This window comes from Streptomyces sp. NPDC091371 (assembly GCF_040684275.1).
Classification (GTDB): domain Bacteria; phylum Actinomycetota; class Actinomycetes; order Streptomycetales; family Streptomycetaceae; genus Streptomyces.
Genome location: NZ_JBFBFP010000010.1, coordinates 175,905 through 188,228, shown reverse-complemented (window position 1 = coordinate 188,228; position 12,324 = coordinate 175,905). Strand labels below are relative to the sequence as shown.

Annotated in this window: 10 protein-coding genes and 3 pseudogenes; 8 read left to right on the top strand and 5 right to left on the bottom strand. The window is 74.0% G+C overall.

The window, feature by feature from the left end; translation table 11 throughout:
* The 3 genes from AB0O21_RS14655 to AB0O21_RS14645 are packed head-to-tail and all read left to right on the top strand — an operon-like array spanning position 1 to position 3,094.
* Positions 1 to 1,182 carry a peptidoglycan-binding domain-containing protein gene (locus AB0O21_RS14655; protein ID WP_365170922.1) on the top strand — a complete coding sequence of 394 codons (1,182 nt, stop codon included), beginning with the start codon at positions 1 to 3 and terminating at the stop codon, positions 1,180 to 1,182.
* The gene (locus AB0O21_RS14650) at positions 1,179 to 1,907 is read left to right on the top strand and encodes an ABC transporter ATP-binding protein (RefSeq protein ID WP_365170920.1); all 729 of its coding nucleotides are present in this window, start codon (positions 1,179 to 1,181) and stop codon (positions 1,905 to 1,907) included. Before AB0O21_RS14655 ends, AB0O21_RS14650 begins: the two co-directional genes overlap by 4 nt.
* Positions 1,904 to 3,094 carry an ABC transporter permease gene (locus AB0O21_RS14645; RefSeq protein WP_365170918.1) on the top strand — a complete coding sequence of 397 codons (1,191 nt, stop codon included), beginning with the start codon at positions 1,904 to 1,906 and terminating at the stop codon, positions 3,092 to 3,094. Before AB0O21_RS14650 ends, AB0O21_RS14645 begins: the two co-directional genes overlap by 4 nt.
* 16 nt (positions 3,095 to 3,110) lie before the next feature.
* On the opposite strand, the gene AB0O21_RS14640 is transcribed toward AB0O21_RS14645, so the two are convergent.
* On the bottom strand, positions 3,111 to 3,473 hold the full coding sequence (locus AB0O21_RS14640; RefSeq protein ID WP_365170916.1) for a transglycosylase family protein: 363 nt from the start codon (positions 3,471 to 3,473) through the stop codon (positions 3,111 to 3,113).
* A 513-nt stretch (positions 3,474 to 3,986) separates the two neighbouring features.
* Between AB0O21_RS14640 and AB0O21_RS14635 the strand changes: the two genes are divergently transcribed.
* Together AB0O21_RS14635 and AB0O21_RS14630 are read left to right on the top strand one after the other, a co-directional pair.
* Positions 3,987 to 4,817, top strand: coding sequence for a terpene synthase family protein (locus tag AB0O21_RS14635; protein WP_365170914.1), 831 nt, complete (start codon positions 3,987 to 3,989; stop codon positions 4,815 to 4,817).
* A gap of 29 nt (positions 4,818 to 4,846) precedes the next feature.
* On the top strand, positions 4,847 to 5,779 hold the full coding sequence (locus tag AB0O21_RS14630; protein WP_365170912.1) for an aminoglycoside phosphotransferase family protein: 933 nt from the start codon (positions 4,847 to 4,849) through the stop codon (positions 5,777 to 5,779).
* A 14-nt stretch (positions 5,780 to 5,793) separates the two neighbouring features.
* Here AB0O21_RS14630 and AB0O21_RS14625 read toward each other — a convergent pair whose 3' ends face one another.
* The gene (locus AB0O21_RS14625; RefSeq protein ID WP_365170910.1) at positions 5,794 to 6,591 is read right to left on the bottom strand and encodes an N-formylglutamate amidohydrolase; all 798 of its coding nucleotides are present in this window, start codon (positions 6,589 to 6,591) and stop codon (positions 5,794 to 5,796) included.
* Between the two features lie 91 nt (positions 6,592 to 6,682).
* On the opposite strand from AB0O21_RS14625, the pseudogene AB0O21_RS14620 reads away from it, so the two are divergent.
* Positions 6,683 to 7,057 (top strand): annotated as a pseudogene (locus AB0O21_RS14620) (MerR family transcriptional regulator); the annotation flags it as partial.
* Between the two features lie 214 nt (positions 7,058 to 7,271).
* Here AB0O21_RS14620 and AB0O21_RS14615 read toward each other — a convergent pair.
* Together AB0O21_RS14615 and AB0O21_RS14610 are read right to left on the bottom strand one after the other, a co-directional pair.
* Positions 7,272 to 8,645 carry a deoxyribodipyrimidine photo-lyase gene (locus tag AB0O21_RS14615; protein WP_365170908.1) on the bottom strand — a complete coding sequence of 458 codons (1,374 nt, stop codon included), beginning with the start codon at positions 8,643 to 8,645 and terminating at the stop codon, positions 7,272 to 7,274.
* Between the two features lie 120 nt (positions 8,646 to 8,765).
* Positions 8,766 to 10,330, bottom strand: a pseudogene (locus AB0O21_RS14610) (SDR family oxidoreductase).
* Positions 10,331 to 10,484: 154 nt separating this feature from the next.
* Between AB0O21_RS14610 and AB0O21_RS14605 the strand changes: the two are divergent.
* Complete coding sequence (locus tag AB0O21_RS14605) at positions 10,485 to 11,282, top strand: VOC family protein (RefSeq protein WP_365170906.1); 798 nt, start codon at positions 10,485 to 10,487, stop codon at positions 11,280 to 11,282.
* Here the strand turns inward: AB0O21_RS14605 and AB0O21_RS14600 are convergent.
* Positions 11,279 to 11,728, bottom strand: coding sequence for a hypothetical protein (locus AB0O21_RS14600; protein WP_365170904.1), 450 nt, complete (start codon positions 11,726 to 11,728; stop codon positions 11,279 to 11,281). The genes AB0O21_RS14605 and AB0O21_RS14600 overlap by 4 nt on opposite strands.
* A gap of 224 nt (positions 11,729 to 11,952) precedes the next feature.
* Here AB0O21_RS14600 and AB0O21_RS14595 point away from each other — a divergent pair.
* Positions 11,953 to 12,324, top strand: a pseudogene (locus AB0O21_RS14595) (DUF1269 domain-containing protein); the annotation flags it as partial.

Here is a 12,324-nt window from a genome sequence, read left to right as displayed (position 1 = left end):
GTGAACCGCACCGCGGAGTCCGCGGAGTCCGAGGCGCCCGCCGGCGAAGAGCACGGGCCCGGGCGGGGGCGGGGGCGCAGGAGGAAGCACGGCAGGATCGTCGTCCCGGTGCTGGTGGTCGCCATGGCGGCCGGGGCGGCGGCGGTCGCCGTCGCCCGTCCGTGGGACCGCGACCACGGGACCGCGAAGCAGTCGGCCGTCCCGTACGACCTGGTCCCGGTGGAGCAGGGCTCGCTGTCCAGCAGCATCCAGCTCACCGGCGCGCTCGCGTACGACGCCCCCACCCCGGTCGTCGCGTCGGGCAAGGGCACCCTCACGGGGCTGCCCGTCGTCGGCGCCGTCGTCAGGGCCGGCGAGACGCTCTACGAGGTCGACGGGCAACCGGTGGTGCTGATGACCGGCGACCGCCCGCTCTGGCGCGACCTGGGCCCCGACGTGTCCGAGGGCCCCGACGTCGAGCAGCTCGAACGCAACCTGGTCAAGCTGGGCCACGCGAAGGGCCTCGCCCTGACCGCCGACCGGAAGTTCACCCCGGCCACCGCCGCCGCCGTGAAGCGCTGGCAGAGGTCGCTGGGGCTGCTGGAATCGGGCACGGTGCCGCTGGGCGGCGTCGCCATGCTGCCGCAGGAGTCCGCGCGCGTGCAGCAGGTCTCCGCGCAGATCGGCGCGGCCGTGAGCGGCTCCTCGGTCGTGACCGTCACCCGTACCGACCTCGTGGTCACCGCGCAGCCCGCCGAGAACCAGATCTCCCGGTTCAAGCCGGACGGGCGGGCCCGGGTCAAGCTGGCCGACGGAACCGTCGTCGAGGGGCGCATCCGCTCCCTGGTACGCGGCTCCGCCGGCGGCGGGGACGACAAGTCGGGCGGCTCCGGGGACGGTTCGGGCGCCAAGACCACCGTCACGATCGCGCTGGACGGCCAGGAGCAGGCGCAGCGGGCGGGACTGTACGCGGTGACCGTCAGCGTGGTGGGCGACACGGCCGACAACGCGCTCGTCGTCCCGGTCACCGCGTTGCTCGCGCTGGACGGCGGCGGCTACGGCGTACGCGTCGCCGACGGCTCCGATCGCTCCGACGGCCCGGCCCCCCGGCTCGTCAGGGTCCAACTGGGTCTGATCGCCGACGCCAAGGCGCAGATCACCGGCGACGTGCGGCCCGGCGCGCGGGTGGTGATCCCCAAGTGACGTCTCCCCCGCCGCCGCACGCGGCCCCCGTCCTGGAGCTGTCCGGCATCGTCAAGGAGTATCCGGGCACGCCCCCGCTGCGCGTCCTGCACGGCATCGATCTCACCATCGAGGCCGGCGAGCTCCTCGCCGTCGTCGGCCCCTCCGGTTCCGGCAAGTCCACCCTGCTCGCGCTGCTCGGTTCGCTGGACCGGCCCACCTCGGGCCGGCTGCGTTTCGAGGGCCGCGACCTGGCCGGTCTGTCCGACCCGGAACTGGCCGCGCTGCGGGCGCACCGGATCGGGTTCGTGTTCCAGCAGTTCTTCCTGATGCCGGGACTCACCACCGTCGAGAACGTCGCCACCGGGCTGCTGTACGGCGGGGCGCCGGTCTCCGAGCGGCGTGCGCGGGCGGCCGAAGCGCTGCGCTCCGTCGGGCTCGGGCACCGGCTCGGCCACCGCGCCGACCAGTTGTCGGGCGGCGAGAAGCAGCGCGTCGCGATCGCGCGTGCGCTGATCGGGCGGCCTGCGCTGCTGCTGGCCGACGAGCCCACCGGCGCGCTGGACAGCGTCTCGGGCACCGCCGTGGTCGAGTTGCTGCGCACCCTGAACGCCGACGGCACCACGGTCGTGGTGATCACCCACGACCGCGAGCTGGCCGCGTCGTTCCCCCGGCGGATCGGTATCCACGACGGGCGCGTCGAGTTCGACGTACGCGTCCCGCAGCCGGCGGGAGCCGTCCGATGACCGTTCCGCGCCGCACCCGGCTGCGTCCGGCGGACCTGCTGCGCCTCGGCATGATCGGGCCGCGTACCCGCAGACTGCGTTCCGCGCTGTCCGCGCTCGGCATCTCGCTGGGCATCGCCGCCGTCGTCGCGGTCACCGGGATCTCCCAGTCGAACCAGGAACACCTGCTGGAACGCCTGGACCAGCTCGGCTCCAACCTGATCACCGTGGCCCCCGGCAAGGGCCCCGACCAGCAGTTGGTGCCGCTTCCGGTGACCGCCGAGAAGATGCTCTCCGCCATCGGGCCCGTGCAGCAGACCACCGCGACCGGGGCCACCACCGCGCACGTGTACCGCAACGACCTGGTGCCCGGGCAACAGACCGGCAGCATCACCGTGCTGGCCGCCCGGCTCAACCTCCTCGACGTGCTGCGCGCCACCCTGCGCAGCGGGCAGTGGCTGGACGCCGCGAGCGAGAACCTGCCGGTGACCGTACTCGGCGACCAGTCCGCGCAGCGCCTCGGTGTCACCGGGCCCGGCGAGCGGGTGTGGCTGGGCGGGCAGTGGTACAAGGTCGCCGGGATCCTGGCCCCGAACGAACTCGCCCCCGAGCTGGGCACGTCGGCGCTGGTCGGCTGGCCGCAGGCGGTCGCCCACCTGGGCGCGGACGGTACCGCCGCGACCGTGTACCTGCGGTCGTACGCCGAACGCGTCCCGCAGGTCCAGGCCGTGGCGGCGGCCGGCGCGAATCCCGGCAACCCGACCATGGTCGCGGTCAGTCGGCCCTCCGATCTCCTCGCGGCCCGCGCCGAGACGGAGGACACGCTGACCGGGCTCGTCCTCGCCCTGGCGGGCGTGGCGCTGCTGGTGGGCGGCGTCGGCATCGCCAACACCATGGTCGTCGGAGTGATGGAACGGCGCGGCGAGATCGGGCTGCGCCGCGCGCTGGGCGCCCGGAGCGGCCAGATCGCGGCGCAGTTCCTACTGGAGGCCGTGCTGATGGGCTTCACCGGCGGGCTGGGCGGGCTGCTGCTCGGCGGGCTGACCGTGTACGGCTACGCGCTGGTCCAGGGCTGGCCGGTGGCCGTTCCGCTCCCCATGCTGTTCGCGGGCCCGGCGGTGTCGGTGGTGGTGGCCGCGCTCGCGGGGATCCATCCGGCGCTGCGGGCCGCCCGGGCCTCCCCCACCGACGCGCTGCGCTCGGCGTGACCCGGCGCGGGGGCGCTCAGCGGCGCCGTGCGCAGGTCCAGGCCCCCATGCCCTGGATCTTGGCGAGTCTTCTCGCCGTCGCGATCTGCTGCGCCTTCGTGGCGAGGTCGGCGCGCGGTGCGTACCTGCGGCCTCCCGCCAGGTTCCAGCTCGACTGGGTGAACTGCAACCCGCCGTAATGGCCGTTGCCGGTGTTCGCCCGCCAGTTCCCGCTGGATTCACAGCGGGCGATGGCGTCCCAGTCGGGCTTCGGTTTGGAGTGGACCGCGGCGGCGTGGGCACCCGAGACGTCCAACAAGGCAGCGGCCAACAAGACTGCAAGGGCCAGCAGTTGGCCGATCGGGCTCCGGCTTCGCCGGTCCTTCCGGTTGCGCGACATCAGTCCTCCTTCGCTGTTGGGGCGGGCCTGCCACGAACAGCGGGCGGGCCCGCGGACGGCCGTCTTCCGGCCGATGCCACAGCAGAGCACGGACCGGCGCGCTTCCAGCGGCACTTGGCGTCGGCGAAGGGATGACGCCACCCGAACGGACGCTCTACGGCCCGCACCCGCACCCCGCACGGCGGAACGCACTGGCGAATCGGCCCTCCGATGAACCTCCGCAGCTTGTTCGCGGTGCCGGAGGAGGGGTTCTCGCCGGCGCCCGGCAAGAAGGCTCGCGAGCGACTCGCCTGTCATTCCCGACAGTTAGTGATCATGTCGCGTACTCTTCGGTCGCGCCGGGGGGCGTTTCTGGATCACCCGGGATCAATCTCTGGGGGGCCAGTGTTCGACGTCGCCATGCTCGATCTGCCGTTTCCGTCACGCAGCAATCCGAGCCAGGGGTACATCGCAGAGTGGCACCGAGAGTGGCTACTGCGTCACGCAGGGCTTGACGGAGCCATCGACCGGACGGTGTACGACAAGTGGGACGTGCCCCGCCTCGCAGCCTTGACCAGCCCCGACTGTGCCGGCGATGACCTCGCCCTTGCCGTTGACCTGCTCGGCTTCTACTTCTTCTTCGACGACCGGTTCGACACGGACCTCGGCCGGGCCCCGGCGCGAGTGGCGGAGGTCTGCAGCCGCCTGACGGCCCTCCTGCACGGGAACGGCCCCGCGCCCGGCGCCCGTACCCCCGTCGAGCGGGCCTTCGCCGACCTCTGGGAGCGCAGCCTGCGCGGCATGTCCGCCCGGTGGCGGGCCCGGTCCGCCTACAACTGGGAGTGGTACTTCGCCTGCCACCCCGCCGAGGCCGCCGGCCGGCTCTCCGGCCGGCTCCCGGACCGGGAGGAGTACCTGGCGCTCCGCCGGGGCACGGCCGCCATGGAGACCCTCTTCGACATGGTCGAGCGGCTCAACCGGTTCGAGTTGCCGCAGGAGGTGCTGCACCACCCGGTCTTCCGCCGGATGCGCCAGCTGGCCGCCGACATACCGTCGTTCACGAACGACGTGCACTCCTACACCCAGGAACTCGCCCGGGGCGATGTCGCCAACCTGGTGATGATCGTCCGCGAGGAGCGCGGCGGCACCCCCGAGGAGGCGGCCGTCGTGGTGATGCGCGAGGCCCAGAGGATGGTCGACCGGTTCGTGGAGTTGTCCGACCGGGTGCCCGAAATCTCTGACCACCTCGGCCTTCCCCCGGCCGGACGTGAGGCCGCCCGCCGGTACGTCGACGGCCTCGCCGCCTGGATCGCCGGCTACCACCGCTGGGAGATCGACACCGGGCGCTACGGCAACGGCAGCTGAACCGAATCTGCGGCGCGTATCGTGCCCGGATGACTGTGATTCCGGAGGCCTTCACGAGGAGCACCGTCGAGCGCGAGGGAGAGCGCGGGACGGCGTGGCTCGCCGCGTTGCCGGGGATCGTGGACGAGTTGCTGGGGCGCTGGGACTGCGTGCCGGACGGCGAGGTCATGCACGGGGGTGTCGGGGTGATCGTCCCGGTGCGGAGGCAGGCTTCGGGGGCGGCGGTGCTGAAGGTGTCGTTCCCGCATCCCGGCAACGTGCACGAACCGGACGCGTTCGCGGCGTGGGGCGGGCGCGGCGCCGTCCTGCTGTACGAGCGCGACGACGGGCGGTTCGCGATGCTGCTGGAACGGGTCCGGACCTCGACCCTGGCGGAGGTCGCGGACGGCGACGAGGTGGTGGCGGTCGCGGGGAGGCTGGGCCGGCGGCTGGCCGTCCCCGCGCCGCCCGGGCTGCCGCGGCTGCGGGACGAGGCCGACGCCTGGGAGGAGGGGCTGCGCAGGGACGCCGGGGAACTGGCGCACCCGCTGTCGCCCCATGCGGTGGACGCGGCCGTGGCGACCGTCCGCGAGCTGGGCCGCGCCCAGCCGGACACCCTGGTCCACGGCGACCTGCACGCCGGGAACATCCTCCGCGCCGACCGCGAGCCGTGGCTGGCCGTCGACCCCAAGGGGTACGCGGGAGACCCCGCCTACGACGGCGGCACGCTGCTCAAGACGCGCGCGCCGACCCTCCTCCAGGCGGACGACCTGCGCAAAGCCGTGCACCGCGTCGTGGACGTCTTCGCCGAGGCGGCGGAACTCGACCGTGAACGCGTCCTGCGCTGGGCCCAGTTCCACGCGGTGCGGGCCGCGTTCTGGGGCCGCCGACACGGATTCCGGGTCGCCCGCAGCGGACCGCTACGGGACCTGCTGACCGAATTCGTCTGCCACCTAGCCGAGTTGCTCACCGAACGGGCATAGACCCCGGACGCCCCCTACGCGCGCAGGCCGCCCACGAGTTCGGCCAGGGCGGCCGCCAGCGCGCCGAGGCCGGGCCCGGCGGGACCGCCCGGCTCGGACATGTACACGTCCCGGCGGATCTCGACCATCAGCGCACCGACCCGGTCGTCCTTGCCGTAGTACTCCAGCGGCACGTACGTGCCGGCGAAGGGGGTGTCGAGCCCCGTGCCGCCGAAGCCCGCGAACGCCTCCTCCGCCGCGCCGAGGAGCCCGGCCGGGGTGTGGAAGGGGTCCGTGCCCAGGCAGATCGGCGGCCGGGGCCCGTCACCGTGCAGTTCGTACGGGAGCGCCCGCGTCGGATAGGAGTGCACGTCGATGATCACGGCCCGGCCGACGGCCGCGAGCCGGTCCGCCACGGCCCGCGTCATCGCCTCCGCGTACGGGTGGAAGTAGCGGTCGGTCAACGGCCGCGGGTCGAAGCCGTCCGGACGCAGGCGCTCCCGGTGGGTGGTGCGCGTGTACACCGCCCCCATGCCCACGGCGAGCATCTCCTCGCGCTCGTCGGGGAACCGCTCCGGGTCGATGACGAGCCGGGACAGCCCGTTCACGAACCGCCACGGCGTGACGGGAGCGGCGGCCGCGGCCGCGGCGGCGATGTCGGCGGTGTGGGAGTCCGTGATGTGGTCCAGCTCCCGCGCCAGCGCCCCGTCGTCCAGCACGATGCCGCGGCGGACGGACTCCGGTATGACGCGCGAGGAGTGCGGCACGTGCAGGATCACCGGCGACGCGTCGGCGCCGGGAAGGACCTGGAAGGACTCGGGCGGGTGATTCATGCGCCATATCCTCCCCCGCGGGCAGGCCGCCGGGCGATCGATTACCGGCCGGAAACCGGCTCGCACCGCTTGTGCGTCGTATCGTTGGCACATGGCCGACGCGACAGCCGGCATCACCACGGGAGCCGCGGCCCGCAGGCTGGGGGTCTCCCCCACCACGCTGCGGTCGTGGGACCGGCGGTACGGGATCGGCCCGGCAGCCCGTGAGGACGGGCGGCACCGGCGCTGGGCCCCGGCGGACGTCGCGGTGCTGGAGGCGATGTGCCGGCTCACCGCGTCCGGCGTGCCCCCGGCCGAGGCCGCCCGGGCCGCCCTGGCGGGGGCCGGTCAGGAACCCGCGCCGCCGGTTCCCGCAGCACCCGCGGCGCCCGCCCGCACCCCCGGCTCCGGCCACGGCCGGGGACTGGCCCGGGCGGCGGTCCGCCTCGACGGCCCCGCCCTGGACGCGTTGCTGCACGAGGTGGTGGCCTCGTACGGGCTCGTCGCCGCGGGCGAGTCCGGCGCCGATCTCCTCGTCCGTCGGCCCGCCCGCGCCCGGCGGCGTCCGGAGGCGGTGCGCGGGGGACGCTGTGGCCATCACGGCTCCTCTCGCCGGGAACCGGCTGCTCCCGGCCTCCTCAGGATCCGGCGGCCGCGGCGCCCTCCTCAACGCGCATCGTTTGCGCAGCGTTTTCGTACGGTCAGTCGAGGCCCCGGGCGCGGCGGAAGCGCGCCAGGCCGTCGGCGAGCGCCACGGTCGGGTCCGGGTAGCCGCGAGAGGCCCGTTCCGCCGCGGTGAGCTTCCACGGCTCGTGGATCAACGGGGGTTCCAGGTCGGCGAGTTCGGGAACCCAGCGGCGTACGTACGCGCCGACCGGGTCGTACTTCTTCGCCTGGAGCACGGGGTTGAGGACCCGGTTGGGCCGGCTGTCGGTGCCCGTGCCCGCGACCCACTGCCAGTTCAGCTGGTTGTCGGCGACGTCGCCGTCGACGAGGAGGTCGAGGAAGTGGCGGGCTCCGGTCCGCCAGTCGAGGTAGAGCGTCTTGGTCAGGAAGGAGGCGGCCACCAGCCGCGCCCGGTTGTGCATCCAGCCCTCGTGGGCGAGTTGGCGCATGGCGGCGTCCACCACGGGGTATCCGGTCCGGCCTTCCTTCCAGGCCCGCAGGTCGGCCTCGGCCCGCTGCCCGTGACGCCACCGGTCGTGCCGCGGACGGTAGTCCCGAGTGGCGCTGCGGGGCCGGGCGTTCAGCACCTGGTGGTGGAAGTCCCGCCAGCACACCTGCCGTACGAACGCCTCCGCGCCCGGCCCGCCCCGGGTCCGCGCACGGTGCACCAGCTCGGTGGCGGAGACCGCGCCGAAGTGCAGGTAGGGGGAGAGGCGGGAGGTGAGATCGCCGGCGAGGTCGTCGTGCCGGTCCTCGTACGCGTCGACGTGGCGGGACATCCAGGCGCCCAGCCGCCGGCGCCCCTCGCTCTCGCCGCCGACGGCCAGCCCGTCGGACACGCCTTCGACGGCGTCCCGTGCGGGCACCTCGTCGGAGCGCACGCCGTGGGGCACCGGTACCGCCCTGGGGGCCGCGACCGGGGAGCGCGGCGGCTCGGCCGACCAGCGCCGGTAGTACGGGGTGAACAGGGCGAAGTGGTCCGACCCGCCCGGCGTGACCTCACCGGCGGGCAGGACGGTGACGACCCCGTCGTGGACGTACAGCCGGCGGCCGTCGGACTCCAGGGCTCGGCGCAGCCGCTGCTCCCGCCCGCGCGCGAATCCGCTGCACCCGGCGGCCGTGTGGACCTCGTCCGCGTCGGCCTCCCGGGCCACCGCGCACACCTCGGCCGCGGTGTCGCCGTGCCGCACGACGAGCCGGCCGCCCCGGTCGCGCAGTCCGGCGTCCAGGTCGGCCAGGCAGTCGGCGAGGAAGGCGAGCCTGTTGGGTGCGGCGAAGCCGGCCCGGTCCACGGCGGGGTCCCGGACGAAGAGGGGCACCACTTGGGGCGCCGACTCCAGCGCGGCCCGCAGGGGCCGGTGGTCGTGGAGGCGGAGGTCCGAGGTGAAGAGGACGACCGAGACGTTCATGGCACCACTCCTGGCGATCGGACACCGGGCCGGCGGCGCGTGCGGCCGCCCGCGCGTGCACCCGCGCCCGGTGTGCTGCTGCACGTGCGCTGTGCTCCTCCTTCGGCGCGCGGGGGGGGCTCACGGATGCGGCGGGTTCAGCGGCCCGGTCCGGCGCGGCCCCGGCCGGGAGCCGTCTCCCGTGTGGGCGGACCCCTCCGCGGTCAGCGCGACCCTGCGGGCCATGCCGCCGAACACGACGGCATGGAAGGGCGCGACGCTCCACCAGTAGAGCTGTCCGGCGAGCCCCCGGGGATGGAACAGGGCGCGCTGCCGGTACCGGGACCGGCCGTCCCCGTCCTGCTCCGCGTACATCTCCAGCCAGGCCTTGCCGGGGAGGCGCATCTCCGCCCGGAGCCTGAGCATGCTCCCCCGCTCGATCTCCTCGACGCGCCAGAAGTCCAGGGCGTCTCCGACCCGCAGCCGGCCGGCGTCGCGGCGCCCGCGGCGCAGTCCCGCCCCGCCGACGAGCCGGTCGGACCAGCCGCGCAGGGCCCAGGCGAGCGGGAAGGAGTACCAGCCGTTCTCGCCGCCGATCCCTTCGATGATCCGCCACAGCGCCTCGGGTGCCGCCGCCACGTCCCGTTCCCGCTCGTCGGTGTACAGGCTGCCGCCGGCCCAGTCGGGATCGGTGGGCAGCGGGTCGCTCGGTGCTCCGGGCAGCGCGGCCGAGGACCAGCGGGTGACGACCTGGGCGTCGCGCACGCGCTGGAGGGCGAGGGCCAGGGCACGGTCGAAGGGCAGGGGCGCCCCCGGCGGGTCGGGCACGTGGCCGGTGATGTCGTGTTCCGCGCACACGACCTCGTACCGCAGGGACTCGGCGAGGGGCCGGGCGAGGGCGGCGGGCACCGGTGTGACCAGCCCGATCCACTGGCTGGACAGGCCCGGGGTGAGCAAGGGTACGGGCAGGATCAACCTGCGCGGCAGCCGGGCGACCGTGGCGTAGCGCTCCATCATCTGCCGGTACGTGAGGACGTCCGGCCCCCCGATGTCGAAGGCCCGGTTGACCTCGTCGGGCATGCGGGCGGCGCCGACGAGGTAGCGCAGGACGTCCCGTACGGCGATGGGCTGGACGCGGGTGCTGACCCAGCTCGGGGTCACCATGACGGGGAGGCGTTCGGTGAGGTAGCGGAGCATCTCGAAGGAGGCGGATCCGGAGCCGATCACGACGGCCGCCCGCAGCACGGCCGTGGGCACCCCGGAGGCGAGGAGGATCCTGCCGACCTCGGCCCGGGAGCGCAGGTGCGGGGAGAGCTCCCCGTCGGGGACGCCGGCCGGGGTCAGCCCGCCGAGGTACACGATCCGGCGCACCCCGGCGGCGCGGGCCTCCGCGGCGAAGGTGCGGGCGGCGCGGCGGTCCGTCTCCTCGAAGTCCCGCCCGGCGGTCATGGAGTGGACGAGGTAGTAGGCCACGTGCACGCCGTGCAGGCGGGCCGCAGGCTGTCGGCGTCGGTGACGTCGCCGCGGACGATGTCGACGCGGTCCGCCCACGGGTGGCCGTGGAGGTGGGCGGGCGTGCGGGCCAGGCAGCGGACGGTGTACCCGGCGTCGAGCAGCTCGGGCACGAGCCGGCCCCCGATGTAGCCGCCGGGTCCGGTGACGAGGCAGCGCTCGCCGCCGGGCGCGGTCCGTGTACGCGTCGTCATGTGCAGCCACTCCCCTTCGCCGGCCTCCGCCCCTCTCTTCCGCCTTCCCGGCCCGTTCGGATGCACTCCGGTGCCGACCGGCCGGTCGGCGGGCGGGGTGCCGGTGTCCGGTGCCACGCTGAGGGGCGCACTCGATCCGCGAAAGGCAATCGTCATGATCACCACTGACTTCGCCCCCGGCTCCCCCTGCTGGCTCGACCTCGGCGCTCCCGACGTCCCTGCGGCCGCCGCCTTCTACGGCGCCGTCCTGGGCTGGGAGTACGAGTCCATGGGCGAGGGGGAGGACATGGAAGGCGGGATGTTCCGCAAGGACGGCAAGGTCGTCGCCGGGCTCGGCAAGCTCACCGAGGAGGGGGCGCGGTCGGCCTGGATGATCTACTACAGCGTCACCGACGCGGACGCCACGACCCGGGCCGTCGAGGGCGCCGGCGGGTCGGTGCGCGTGGCACCGCGGGATCTCGACGAGTGGGGCCGCATGGCGCAGTACAGCGATCCGCTGGGCGGCCAGTTCGCCGTCTGGCAGCCCGGCACGAACAAGGGCGTCGACCTGGTGGACCAGCCGGGCTCACTGTCCTGGACGGAGCTGTACACGAGCGACGCCGCGGCCGCCAAGGAGTTCTACGGCAGCGTCTTCGGCTGGCGGTTCGGTGAGATGGAGCTGCCGGGCGGCGGGGGCACGTACTCCCTCATCACCCCCGCCGGTCTCCCCGAGGAGCGCATGCACGGCGGTCTCATGGAGCTGCCGGAGGAGCACCTCGCCCTGGCGAGCGGGCGGCCGTACTGGCACCCGGTGTTCAACGTCACCGACTGTGACGCCGCCGTCGCCAGGGTGAGGGAGAACGGCGGCAGCGTGCAGATGGGTCCGGAGGACGCCGAGGGCGTCGGCCGGCTGGCCGTCTGCCTCGACCCGTCGAACGCCGACTTCGTGGTGCTGACCCCGGCCGGGGGCTAGGGGGTGTCCGAGCCCGCGGTGCACAGGGCCCAGATCACGAAGACGCAGAGGGCGATCGAGACGAGGGCCCAGACCGGGGCGTAGGGCAGCCACATGAAGTTGATGACGATGTTGATCCCGGCCAGGACCACGCCGGTCGCGCGGGCCCAGGGGGCGTCCTTGAGGATCCCCCAGCCCACGACGGCGAGGACGATGCCGAGGAGCAGGAGGATCCAGCCCCAGGCCGAGGTGTCGAGCTTGTAGACGTAGTCGCCCAGCCGGGCGTACACGTCGTTCTCCGCGATACCGGCGATGCCCTTGAGGACGGACATGACGCCCTCCACCAGGAGGACGACTCCGGCGAACATCGCGCCGCCGGCCGCCCAGGCGCTTCCGGCCGCCGACCTTCCGTCACCCCCTTGGGAGGTGTGCCGCGAGGGGCCGCTCGGGGAGGCAGTCTGTGCCACGTGAAGCTCCTTCGTCCGGTGGGGCGTGACGCCCCACGCCCTTCCACCCTCGGGGCGGACGCGGGCGGCCGGACAGCGGAGTACGGCCGAACGGGCGAATCACTCCGCCGGAGCACGGTGTGACTCAGGGTGACGAAGGCCGTCGTCCCGCCGCATAGGAGGACCGCAAGAAGCCCAAGACCCAGCAGCTCAACAACCTCACCGGGGCCGGAGCCCTCTCCGGCACCTTCTGGGGGATGCTCTTCGGCCTCCTCTTCTTCGTGCCGCTGCTCGGCGCCGCGGTGGGCGCGGCAGCCGCGGCCCTCGGCGGCTCCCTCACCGACGTCGGCATCGACGACCAGTTCATCGAGGGCGTGAAGTCCGAGGTCAAGCCCGGCACTTCCGCGCTCTTCCTGCTGTCCTCCGACGCCGTGATCGAGCGGGTCCGCGGCGCGTTCCCCAACGGGCAGGCGCAGCTCGTCGGCGACCTGAAGTCCGGCTACGCGAACCTGCCGGGCGACACCACGGGCTCCGCCGCCCAGGCCCAGCTGAAGCCCCGGGTCCAGAAGCTCGACGAGACCCTCGCCGCCGCCTCCGTCGGCGTCAAGTGCGCCTGA

What these genes read in the sequence shown, in the direction of transcription:
- AB0O21_RS14645 (WP_365170918.1), top strand. Translation starts at nt 1,904, where the DNA reads ATGACCGTTCCGCGCCGCACCCGGCTGCGTCCGGCGGACCTGCTGCGC.
- AB0O21_RS14640 (WP_365170916.1), bottom strand. Translation starts at nt 3,473, where the DNA reads ATGTCGCGCAACCGGAAGGACCGGCGAAGCCGGAGCCCGATCGGCCAA.
- AB0O21_RS14630 (WP_365170912.1), top strand. Translation starts at nt 4,847, where the DNA reads ATGACTGTGATTCCGGAGGCCTTCACGAGGAGCACCGTCGAGCGCGAG.
- AB0O21_RS14625 (WP_365170910.1), bottom strand. Translation starts at nt 6,591, where the DNA reads ATGAATCACCCGCCCGAGTCCTTCCAGGTCCTTCCCGGCGCCGACGCG.
- AB0O21_RS14615 (WP_365170908.1), bottom strand. Translation starts at nt 8,645, where the DNA reads ATGAACGTCTCGGTCGTCCTCTTCACCTCGGACCTCCGCCTCCACGAC.
- AB0O21_RS14605 (WP_365170906.1), top strand. Translation starts at nt 10,485, where the DNA reads ATGATCACCACTGACTTCGCCCCCGGCTCCCCCTGCTGGCTCGACCTC.